12 protein-coding genes are annotated in these 11,330 nt (G+C 37.5%); 1 reads left to right on the top strand and 11 read right to left on the bottom strand.

Annotated elements, in window-relative coordinates; translation table 11 throughout:
• Positions 1-6: 6 nt before the first annotated feature.
• The 3 genes from FD29_RS02280 to rpsO form a co-directional block, all read right to left on the bottom strand.
• Positions 7-957, bottom strand: a complete 951-nt coding sequence (locus FD29_RS02280) for a hypothetical protein (protein ID WP_057887364.1) — start codon at positions 955-957, stop codon at positions 7-9.
• 37 nt (positions 958-994) lie between these two features.
• Complete coding sequence (locus tag FD29_RS02275; protein WP_057887363.1) at positions 995-2,692, bottom strand: ribonuclease J; 1,698 nt, start codon at positions 2,690-2,692, stop codon at positions 995-997.
• 174 nt (positions 2,693-2,866) lie between these two features.
• Positions 2,867-3,136, bottom strand: coding sequence for a 30S ribosomal protein S15 (gene rpsO / locus FD29_RS02270; protein ID WP_057887362.1), 270 nt, complete (start codon positions 3,134-3,136; stop codon positions 2,867-2,869).
• 215 nt (positions 3,137-3,351) lie between these two features.
• Between rpsO and rpsT the strand changes: the two genes are divergently transcribed.
• Positions 3,352-3,600: a 30S ribosomal protein S20 gene (gene rpsT / locus FD29_RS02265; RefSeq protein WP_057887361.1), complete on the top strand. Its 249-nt coding sequence runs from the start codon at positions 3,352-3,354 to the stop codon at positions 3,598-3,600.
• 123 nt (positions 3,601-3,723) lie between these two features.
• Here rpsT and holA read toward each other — a convergent pair whose 3' ends face one another.
• Genes holA through FD29_RS02225 form a run of 8 tightly spaced genes read right to left on the bottom strand, consistent with a single transcriptional unit; the run spans position 3,724 to position 11,175 of the window.
• Positions 3,724-4,746 carry a DNA polymerase III subunit delta gene (holA, locus tag FD29_RS02260; protein WP_235804247.1) on the bottom strand — a complete coding sequence of 341 codons (1,023 nt, stop codon included), beginning with the start codon at positions 4,744-4,746 and terminating at the stop codon, positions 3,724-3,726.
• Positions 4,712-6,922: a DNA internalization-related competence protein ComEC/Rec2 gene (locus FD29_RS02255; protein WP_186810602.1), complete on the bottom strand. Its 2,211-nt coding sequence runs from the start codon at positions 6,920-6,922 to the stop codon at positions 4,712-4,714. The genes holA and FD29_RS02255 overlap by 35 nt, the downstream gene beginning before the upstream one ends.
• A gap of 45 nt (positions 6,923-6,967) precedes the next feature.
• Positions 6,968-7,579: a helix-hairpin-helix domain-containing protein gene (locus FD29_RS02250; protein WP_057887358.1), complete on the bottom strand. Its 612-nt coding sequence runs from the start codon at positions 7,577-7,579 to the stop codon at positions 6,968-6,970.
• 42 nt (positions 7,580-7,621) lie between these two features.
• The gene (locus FD29_RS02245; protein WP_057887357.1) at positions 7,622-8,677 is read right to left on the bottom strand and encodes a SepM family pheromone-processing serine protease; all 1,056 of its coding nucleotides are present in this window, start codon (positions 8,675-8,677) and stop codon (positions 7,622-7,624) included.
• 6 nt (positions 8,678-8,683) lie between these two features.
• Positions 8,684-9,175, bottom strand: a complete 492-nt coding sequence (coaD, locus tag FD29_RS02240) for a pantetheine-phosphate adenylyltransferase (protein WP_057887356.1) — start codon at positions 9,173-9,175, stop codon at positions 8,684-8,686.
• A gap of 2 nt (positions 9,176-9,177) precedes the next feature.
• On the bottom strand, positions 9,178-9,729 hold the full coding sequence (gene rsmD, locus FD29_RS02235; protein ID WP_057887355.1) for a 16S rRNA (guanine(966)-N(2))-methyltransferase RsmD: 552 nt from the start codon (positions 9,727-9,729) through the stop codon (positions 9,178-9,180).
• Complete coding sequence (locus FD29_RS02230; RefSeq protein ID WP_083477737.1) at positions 9,729-9,992, bottom strand: YlbG family protein; 264 nt, start codon at positions 9,990-9,992, stop codon at positions 9,729-9,731. Before FD29_RS02230 ends, rsmD begins: the two co-directional genes overlap by 1 nt.
• A 4-nt stretch (positions 9,993-9,996) precedes the next feature.
• The gene (locus FD29_RS02225; protein WP_057887354.1) at positions 9,997-11,175 is read right to left on the bottom strand and encodes an FtsW/RodA/SpoVE family cell cycle protein; all 1,179 of its coding nucleotides are present in this window, start codon (positions 11,173-11,175) and stop codon (positions 9,997-9,999) included.
• Positions 11,176-11,330 lie beyond the last annotated feature (155 nt).

Genomic DNA, 11,330 nt, shown 5'->3' with positions numbered 1-11,330 from the left:
AAAGTTTCACTCCTGAAAGGTATTGATCAGCTCATCGAACCGTTTTAACCAAGTTTTTACTTCGTCTAAACCTTGATTATCACTTACCTGTGAATCATCTACTAAACCATACCTTAAAAGCATTGCTTTTGTCCAGAGTGCAGGGTCTTTTATTATTTTATTTCCGAATGGGTATACAAATGCCGAATACAACGACAATTCGCCTTTGAAATTTTCCAACTGCGAAGCACTGTCATTGGCCAATAATTTTTCTAATTCGTCACACATTTTCAAATAGACATCAGTTGACATAATAGGCATGAGATGGCTTGGATTGCAAGTTTTATTTTCACCGTAAAATGAAATATCGATCTCTTCATCCAACCCAAGCTTCAATAAATTCTCAAGTGCTTCGCTCTTTAAAAGCGGATGCAACAAGGGATTGCCCAATAATATCTTGGCATTTTTTATATAGTCAGCTTTGTTAAATTCCCTTAACTTTCTTAGCAATTGAATTTGCTCAGCCGTCGGTTCAGTAACAATTGACAGCAGTCGACTCGAGATTTTATCCTTTTCCGGTTTAAAAACTCGTTCATGCCTGTCTTCTGCTATTTTAATACGTTTGATAAAATCATCGATCAAATCTGGTTTAATATTTGGCTGTGTACTTGCATCGTAAAAATTGAGCATCTGATTGGCTAACAAAAAATCGTTGTTTTCCAAAATAATATCCAGAGCCAATTCCGCCGTATCCGGTTCACTGAGGTAATAATTAAAATAATCCAAAATCACAGCTTCAGCATCGCCAGGTCTTTGTTGATTCAATAAAGATGCAGCAAGCCCTTTGTTGATCGAAAAGGTCTGCTGCATCGCATAAACCTGAGTATATAAATCAGTCGATTCTTCCCAATTACCTTGTTCAAAGGCTTCATCGGCTTGATCAATGATTTTTTTTAGATTATCTGCATCGTTATCCATACAATACCTCAACAATATCCAAAAAAATTAAATCATTTTATTTTTTGGCTTTTCTATGTCTATTTTGGTTAACTTCCATGATCACTGGCAAAATAACCGGGTGACGGTTAGTTTGTTCATACAAGAAGTGGTTCAATTTGTCACGAACGCCTTGTTTCAAATCTGACCAGTCAAAGTCTTTACTATTTTGCATGTAGTCTACGATCGTATTGACGATAATGTCGGAACTTTCGCTTAGAAGGTCACGGCTGGCACGCATATAAACGAAACCACGAGCCGTGATTTTAGGCTTAGCAACGACTTTTTTCTTCTTACGGTCAATTGTAGCTACGGCAATGAAAACACCGTCTTGGGCCAATAATTCACGGTCACGAAGAACGATACTACCAATATCACCAACGCCAATTCCATCAATCATGGTATCGCCAGCATCGACGCCTTTTCCACGATAAAATTGTCCATTTTCATAATTCAAAACGTCCCCCTTCTTTGTAAGGAAGATATTTTGATAAGGAATACCTGTTTCGTGAGCAATTCTTGCGTGAGCATCAAGTAAGCGATATTCACCTTGAACTGGAATAACGTTTTCTGGGTTCAACAAGTTGATCATCAATTGAAGATCAGATTTGTTGGCATGACCAGATGAGTGTTTGTCGTCGCTCAAAGCTTTAACTTCGGCACCGGTACGGTAAATCGCATCCCGTGCTTTGGCAACTGTAGTATCCATAGCATGTGAAGGCGTCGTAGCGATGAAGACAAGGTCGCCTTCTTCAATTTGGAACTTAGTCTTGGCAGCTGGATTAGCCATCTTTTGAAGTAATTTAACTGGTTCGCCCATCTTGCCGGTTTCAATAACGACTAATTTGTTATTGTCGATTTTTTCCAAATCTTTAGGCTTAACAATTAAATCCTTGTCGGAAATCTTCAAATAGCCGAGTCTCATGGCTGTTTTCAAGATCTTTTCAGCATCTGTTCCAGACAAGAATACTTGACGGCCTGTCTTAGCGGCAGCATCGAGTACTTGTTGCATTCTTTGAATATTAGAAGCAACTTGAGCAACAATGATGCGACCATTGTGATAGCTAAACGTATCCAAAATATATTCGTAAATATCTTTTTCGCTAGAATTTTCGTAAGGAGATTCAGCATTAGCCGAGTCACTCAACAAGGCCAAAACTCTTTCACTGCCGATCTTAGCAATTCGACCATAATCAGTCTTGTAAGTTGGTGCAGATGCTTGGTCAAACTTGAAATCGCCAGTATAAACGATTTGTCCTTCAGAAGTCTTAATAACGATTCCTAAAGAACCAGGGATTGAGTGCGTCGTCTTAAAGAACGATACAGAAGCTTGATCAAAATCAATCGCTGTATTTTCATCAATAACATGGAAGTTAGAGAACTTTTTACTGCGACGATCATTTGAACAAACGATCTTAGCTAATTCGATCGTCATTTCTGAACCGAATACAGGAATGTCATATTCACTGATCAAATAAGGTAAAGCTCCAATGGCATCGGCATGGCCATGTGATAGGAAGATTCCCACCACTTTATCAATGTTTTGCTTGATATAACTCATATCAGGAACGACCAAATCAATTCCGTAAAGGTCATTATCTGGATATTGCAATCCGATATCTAAAATATAGATCTCATCATTTACTTCTACTGCGTACATGTTCTTTCCATTTTCACGTACACCACTTAACAAAATTATCTTAATTTTTTTGTCCATATTCATCTCTCATTTCATTAAAATAGCATAGGTCATAATATTCTATTGTGATTTTTAAGTCTTTTAAGACTATTTAAGCTATACCTGTTTTTCATTCTACCATATCCGACACTATTTAGAAAAAATATGCAAAAAAAATAGGAGATCCATTTCTGGAATCTCCTAAAATAAATATTAACGACGTAGACCTAATGACTTGATTAGTTCACGGTAACGTTGAACATCTTTTTCACGTAAGTAAGCTAGTAAGTTACGACGGTGACCGATCTTCTTCAATAGACCAACATATGAGTGGTGGTCTTTCTTGTTAACCTTCAAGTGGTCGTTCAATGAGTTGATATCATAAGTTAATACAGCAATTTGTACTTCTGGAGAACCAGTGTCTCCATCTTTACGAGCATATTGCTTGATAATTTCGTTTTTCTTTTCTTTTGAAATAGCCATTTCAATTCACCTTTTCCTTTTAAATTTAGCCAAACTATGAATGCGTTGGTGATTCGTCAAACAGAGCATGGTTAACACAGTTAATTAATTTACTACATAATGGAGAATAATGCAATAGTGAAAAAAAATCGACATTTCATTGCATTGCCACTGGGAATTATGTATAATTCTATGTATTGAGTTTTAAGCTTACTATGTAATCGGAGGTGAAATTAATGCCACAAATTAAATCAGCTATGAAACGTGTAAAGACTGCCGAAAGCGCAAACCTTCGCAATAATGCACAAAGAAGTTCAATGCGTTCAGCAATTAAGAACTTCGAAGCTTCAGCTGCTAACAACGCTGACAACAAAGATGATTTGTTCAGAACAGCCGTCCGTGCAATTGATATGGCTAAGTCAAAAGGCCTAATCAAAGCTAACAAGGCTGCTCGTGATAAGTCAAGACTTGCAAAATTGAATTAATGATAAGCAGCCATTCGGTTGCTTTTTTATTTTGTCCAAATTTAAAATGACCTCTGATTCTTCAACTGAATCAGAGGTCATTTTACGTTACTGCATAAAACTGGCGATATTTTTGTGCCTTCTTTAGGCAAATTTGGCAATAAACAAATCGAATAGCAACTCTTTGTCACCCTGCCCTGACTTGATCTGGTAATCCAAGTTGACAATTTCTCCATACATCACTCGTAATTGAGATAATTTTAACGTTTTAACTTGTCGATGAGCTAATTTTACTCGATAAGGATGTATCTTGAGACTCTTAGCAATCGTTGGTTCTGACAAGCCTTTTTCTGAAAGGATCTTCACTTGGATCAAGAGCCGTAATTGCGATGTCAAAATGGCCACTAGCAAAATTGGATCGATCTTTTGCAGTAAAAATTGGTGATAAAGTTCCTCAGCTTGATAAATATTTTTACCGAGAATTTCATTCATTAAGTCAAAAACATTATCTTCCAATGATTGTGGTACTAATTCAGCCACGGCCTGGCGATCGATTTTTTTAGTCTGCAAAGCATAAAGCTTTAATTTTTCCAACTGGTTAGTGATCAATGAGTAATTGCTTTTGGTCTTATTGATCAGCAGATCCAAAGCATCGTTGTCGATTTGATAACCAGCAATTTTTAAATCATTTATTATCGTTCTCGTCAACATTGGGCCTTCCATCTGCCCCGCATCAACTGTCACTGCTAATTTTTTAAGCTGTTTAACGATTTTTTTACGTGCATCTAATTTTTCATAGGCAGCAAAAATAACCAAAATCGTCGATGGTGTTGGATTTTTGATGTATTTCAGCAATAGTTCAACATCTTGGTCGACTGCATTTTTGGTCTTTTCCGCCGTTAAAAAATAAGGATGTTCCGCAAAGACCAATCTTCTCTCACCAAAGAATGGTGCAGAAATAGCTTCATTGATCATATCTGCTAAGGAAACTTCCTCCAAATCAAAATTAGAGAAGTTCATATCCTGTTCTTCAGGAGACATGATTGCTTTAAATGATTTTTGAATGTCTTTAATAAAGACTTGTTCAGTACCAGTAATCAAATAGACATTATTCAAATTACCTTGTTTTAAGTTATTTTTTAATTCCGTTATTTTCAAGCAAGTCACCCTTTAAGAAAGTTGTTATCTTTTCTTCATCGTTAAAGAAATAATAATACCAAGATATCATACCATAATCGGCCGTATTTAAATATCGGACCCCATGTCGTTGTAACCGTTCCAAGGTTTCCTTATTGGGGTGTCCGTAACGATTATTGATCCCAGCAGAAATAAAACCAAATTTTGGCTGGATTACATCCAATAACTTTTCACTCGTGGCTGTCCGTGAACCGTGGTGACCAACTTTTAAATAGTCGACTTTAAATTGATGATCTTTAACGATGGCTTTTTCACCAGCTATATCCAAATCACCGGGAAAAAGCCACTTCTTTTGTTTGATCTGGGCTAACAATGTTAAGGAATCACCATTTTCACCTATGCTGAACTTTTGTGGCCACAAAACTTCCCACTTGATCGGACCGGTCTGAAAAGCATCTTCTTGACGAAGATTTTTAAATTTGACTTGTGGATGCCGCTTGATAGCCGATTTTATCCGGGGATTATTCTCCAAGCCGATTCCAAAATTGACTTCTTTAACTTTGAATTTCGTCAGTATTGTCTCCAAATTGCCAACGTGATCCACATCTTTATGGCTCAAAAAAATTTTATCGATATGACTGATCCCTTGGAATTTCAAAAATGGCAAGGTACTATTGTCAACTTGATCATGTACAGTTCGTTTAGCCCACGGCTTGGTTGGATAACTGAGTTTTCCAGCCACATCGATCAAAAAAGTCTGTCGATTCAACGGCGTCGTAACCATGATGCTGTCGCCTTGGCCAACATCGATCAGATTGACGGAGCCAAAAAGTGGAAATTTATTAAAGACGATACAACTAACGAAGATAATCAGATATTGACCCAAAAATTTATTGGCAAATCCCCTGCTTTCAACATAAAAGATTCCGATAATGCTTAAAATAATCACTGACCAAATGGATAAACTGCCCGTAATAAATATAAAATCAAGATTATTTGCTATCGCATCCAAATTCTTATACAATTCCGCATAAAACGAATTGAGCAATTGCCAAAAAGACCATTTGACACTCAGCGCTGAGATCAATGTCACCGGCAAAATAAAATAAGTAAAGAACGGTACAAAAATAATATTGGTCAGCAGCGTTAGATAATTGAATTGATACGTATATAAGCAAATTATCGGTAAGCTGACTAAATTCATCTCAAAAGTCATCAATAAAAAACGAGTTGGTTTATATAGGTACAAAATTGCAAAAGCCAGCAAAAAACTCAGTTGCCCGCCCATCTCTATGACTGCAAACGGATAAATGAACAGACACAACAACATCGTCAAACTAAAAATATCTAAGCGGCTGAGATTCAATCGTAACTTCTGGCAAATTATTCCGACCATCGCCAACACGATTGCCCGCCAAATACCGCTCTTTGATCCCACCAATAGGCCGTAACAAGGCAAAAGCACTAACATGACAGTATTGACCCACTCCAAGGGGATCTTCAACCACGAGGTCAGTTTTCTCAATATGGTCAAAATTATCAACACATGCAGTCCCGACAGACTGAACAAGTGAATGATACCCAAAGTGCTAAGTATCTTGAGAAAATCTTTGTCGTCGTACTCAGTATAGCCAACGATCAGACTCTGTGCATGAACCCTTAACCATTTGGGGAGTGGCTTGAAATAGTTGATTATATGTATTCGTAAAACATTTATTCTTTCAAATAATGTTTGGGGCTGAAATAAAGTTGGTTGACTAATTTTCTCTATTTTAGCCATATAATAGACGTTTTTATGGGTCGCGTACTTTTGGAAATTAAATTCACCGATATTTCTAGGACCAGAAATTTTAACAATTTCACTCGTGGTAACTTTAACTTGAATTATCTCCGAAAGATTTTTCCAAAAATGTTGTTCTATTTCAGTTTTGATCCGATAGTTGAAACGAACGAACTGAGTTTTAGTTTTTAATTCTCCACTGAGATTATCGCCATTGACACTAATACTGTCGGGACTGATCGTGGCCGTTTTAAATTCAGGGACTTTAGGGATACTCTGCTGGATCAACTGGCAGCGGATCAAAAATATTGCCGCCAACAAAATAACAACTAAATTCAGATGCCTTTTTCGTAATACCAAGATCCGTACCGCTAATATTAATAAACCGATGATCAAAAATTTTGTTTCAAAATATATAGCAATCACTAAAATTGCTACTAATGTTGGGAAAATCCACAAGCCTTTCATAAACTAAACGGTCAGTTGCTCTTTTAAAGCGTCCAAACTCTTTTCACCAAAGCCACCCACCTTAGTCAGATCATGTAACTCTTTAAAATTGCCATTTTTCTCCCGATAAGCAATTATTTTCTCAGCTTTCTTAGGCCCGATCCCCGACACATCTTTAAAATCATCGACTGTCGCCGTATTCAAATTGACTTGCTTCTTTGCCTTAGAATTAGCTTGATTATTTTTATTATTAGAATTGATCTGTTCGCCCTTATAAGGGACATAGATTTGCATTTGATCAGTAATCCGCTGGGCCTGATTGAGCTGTTTTACGTCCGCATTCTCAGTTATTCCTCCAGCCATTTGCAAGGCTTCCTGCACGATTGCCCCATTTTTCAACCGATAAACGCCGGATCTATTCACCGCACCTTGAATATCGACGACGAAGATTTTTTGTTCCGGAAGCTTTTTTTGACTAGCACTTTTCTGAGGCTCAGTTTTAGCCGTAGCAATTTCATTCTTTACTGGTGCAGCGACTTGATGAGTCAATAAATAAACTGAACCTAGGATCGTCAAACCAACTAAAACACCTACTAAGATCACGTTTTGCTTGATATACGTTAAAAAACTCTCCATTTTTATCACCTCAAGCAAAAATTACGTAAAAAAAACAGCCCTTTATTTGGACTGTTGCGTTTTTTCAAGATAATTGATGGCGTCATTTAAATTCTTCACTGGCACGATCTTCATCTTAGTATGGATCTTCTTAGCGGCATTTAAAGCCAAGTGGTAGTTGTTGACATAACCTGGTTCATACTTCTTGATTTCTTTTGTAACGGGATCATCTGGAGCAAAGAAAATAGTTGCGCCTTGTTCTGAAGCGGCATAAACTTTCTTTTCAATTCCGCCAATAGGTCCAACTGTCCCGTCAGGAGCAATTGTACCGGTCCCAGCGATTGTCCGACCAGCTTTTAAGTCTTTGTTAGCTATTTGCGAATAAACTTGCAAGGTAAACATCAAACCAGCCGATGGACCACCAATATCACCAGCATTGATCTTCGTTGGCGGATTCCCCTTGGCAATAGTATTATCAGTCAAAGTTATGCCTAAGCCAAAACGTTTGGTATCAGCCAATTTAACTAATTTTCCTGAGGCTGTCTTCTTTTTGCCATCTCTTGTGAAGGAGATTTTAACCGTGGAATTTTTGTTTTGCTTTCTGACATATTTAATAAATTGGTCCGCATTATTAAAGTGATAGCCATTGATCGAAGTGATCGTATCGCCGATCTCTAATTTCTTTTTGAAATCAGAATTATCCAAAATATCCATCACATAGACACCCAAGTACTTTTTGGTAAATGGTTTACCAGCCTTGGTGTAAGCAGCCTGAACGGCATTGTTAGTGGCTGATTTCATGTAATATTGTTGGACACGGAAATACTCTTGACTGTTCTCATCGCCCATAAGGTCTTGTTGCGAATAAATCGTTTCAAAATTATTGCCTAATGATTTGAGCAACGTGAACGGCGTTCCGCTTACGATTCCAACTGTTGTCAGTAACAAATTTCCCTTTTTCTTATCGTGTTTGCCGTCGACTTTAACGAACTGAGAAGTGTCCTCAGCCGATCCGGGGACTTCCAAATAATATCCAGTTGGCATTATAAAGAACGCTGCTACAACGATAAAAATAAATATGGCGCCAAAAACTTTATTTCTAGTTTTGTTGAATTTCAAAATGAACTATTCCCTTCTCAACTTCTTTACCAATTCTGTAGCAACTGCTTTGGGAACGAATTCGGAGATATCGCCACCAAATTTAGCTACTTCTTTCATCATTGATGAGGATATCGTAGCATATTTGTCATTCGCTAGTAGAAATATTGTTTCGATATTTTTATCTAAAACTTTATTGATCGATGCAACCCCTGATTCATAGCCAAAATCATCCGGATTACGCATTGAACGGATCATAAAATGGGCTCCGACTTTTTCTGCCAACTTAGTTGACAACTCATTTTTGCCATTGATCACGACGACATTTGTAAGATCAGCGATTTCTGATTCAATAAAAGTCTTTTTTTCTTCGTATGTGAACAAATAATCCTTTGACGTATTAGTCATTGGGGCAACGTAGAGTTTATCAAACAACCTAGCTGCTCGGCGGATCACATCCAGATGACCATTAGTGATTGGATCGAAGCTTCCAGCATAAAGTCCAATTTTTTGTGACATTATTATCCTCCAAACTGATATAAGGCCACTTTCGTATCTTTATATCGTTTCTCTTTGATCAACGTGATACGGTCAAAATCAGTCAGATCAATATCGTAATCAGTCTCATCAACGATGATAGCTCCCTCGCTCAACAGATTTTGTTCAACCATATCTTTAATTATTTGTTCAGTGATTTTCATTCTATACGGTGGATCCAAAAATACTAGATCAAATTTAATACCTTCAGCTGTAAATTTTTGTAAAGCTTCGGTCGCGGCTGATTTGATCACTACAAAGTTTTCTTCGGCATGAGTTTTTTCGATATTTTCTTTGATCGTATTGATAGCTTTGTAAGCTTTATCGACCAAATAAGCCTTTTCGTAACCACGAGAAACAGCTTCGATACCTAAGCTACCTGTTCCAGCAAACAGATCCAAGGCCACGCCATCGACCATATAAGGCGACAACATGCTAAAGACCGCTTCCTTGACTTTGGATGATGTGGGGCGAGTATTGTTGGTCGGTACTGCTTTTAAATTTAAACCACGAAATTTTCCTGAAACAACTTTCATTAAGCTTCCTCTTCACCGTCTTTATTTTTCATTACAAAATGTTCATCTAATTCTTTGCGATGGGCCAAAGAGACTCGTTTAACGTAATTTTTGGCCGTCAATTCCTTCTTTACTTCTGCTGCCTTGTTGGCATTGACATAGAGCATCACATATTTCATTTTTGGAGAAGTGTAATAAATAGTGCCATAACGTTGCAATTTTTTTCTCCATTTTAATGAGTAGACCCAGACATACAACGCCTGACGTTCCACTTTTTTATACATAAAATCACCTTTTTTTCATTTTTTCCGATTTGACCGAAGTTTCCAGATTCAAAACGATTCCCAAAGCGACTGACAAGACTAATAAACTGGAACCCCCATAACTAATAAATGGCAAAGTAACCCCTGTCAGTGGTACCAAACCTAACAATCCACCAACATTCAAGACGATCTGCGCTAAGATCATTGTGGCAACGCCGTAATAAATCAAACTGTCATAATTTTCCCTTGAACGAAAGCCTAAAGAAATCATCCGTAGAATAATTATCATTAGGAGCCCTAAAACAACTAGTACTCCTACTAAACCGAGTTCCTCGCTGATGATCGACATAATGAAATCGGTATGTGGCTCGGGTAAATAGCCTCGTTTTTGGATACTATTTCCTAAACCGACCCCAAACAATCCACCATTACTGATGGCATAAAACGAATTGACCAGCTGAGCTCCGGCATGCTGCTCCAATTGAAATGGATGCTGCATTGCCAAAAATCGTTGATAAGCATAATTGTGTTTGATAATTGATGGTGGAAATTTAGTGATTATAACAATGGCACTAACAAACAAGACCACCAACGCTCCACTCAATTGCGCAATCATTTTGCCAGGGATCGTTGACGATGACAACATAACTAATGTGATCAAGGACAATATCAAAGCCCCACCAATATCCGGCTGGATAATGACCAAGAAGATCATCGAGCCGATAAAAATCATCGGTTGAGCAACTTCTCTGATAACTTCGCCCCATCTTTGTTTACGTAACAGTCGGTTCTGTTTGATTGATAAAATCAAACCCAAATACATAATCAAAACTAATTTGGCCAATTCCAAAGGCTGAAAGTTGATCAGTCCCAAATTGATCCAAGCTGAAGCACCATTGACACGACTGCTGGGTTTAAATACGGCTCTTAAAAATAGCCACATCAATGAGATCCAAGTTATGGCTATGACTATTCCTAAGATCTTTCGATTCCAGAAGAACTTTTTCTTCAGCATAAAAGTTACGTAGCAGAGAAAAAGTCCCAAGACTGCATAGGAAGCCTGTTTGATTAAATATTGATTCGTTTTACCACCAACCATTAAAGCATTGTAAAAACTGGCGGAATAAACCATCACGACCCCAATGCCTAATAGTAAAATGTATGGAATGACTATCCATAAGTCTATTTTCCTTAATTTTTCCACATTTGAACTCCTAAAATCTGATAATAAGATTATACCACCAAACAAATACAGAAAAAAACTACTCTTGGCATGCCATTTTGTCCAAACAAAAAATCACCCCTGATTCCCAAGTACAGAATCAGAGGTGATTTACATTAATACCTAAAGCTGACTGT

Origin of the sequence: Companilactobacillus mindensis DSM 14500, assembly GCF_001434275.1 — a bacterium.
GTDB classification, from domain to species: domain Bacteria; phylum Bacillota; class Bacilli; order Lactobacillales; family Lactobacillaceae; genus Companilactobacillus; species Companilactobacillus mindensis.
This window is presented reverse-complemented; position numbering and strand designations above follow the sequence as displayed.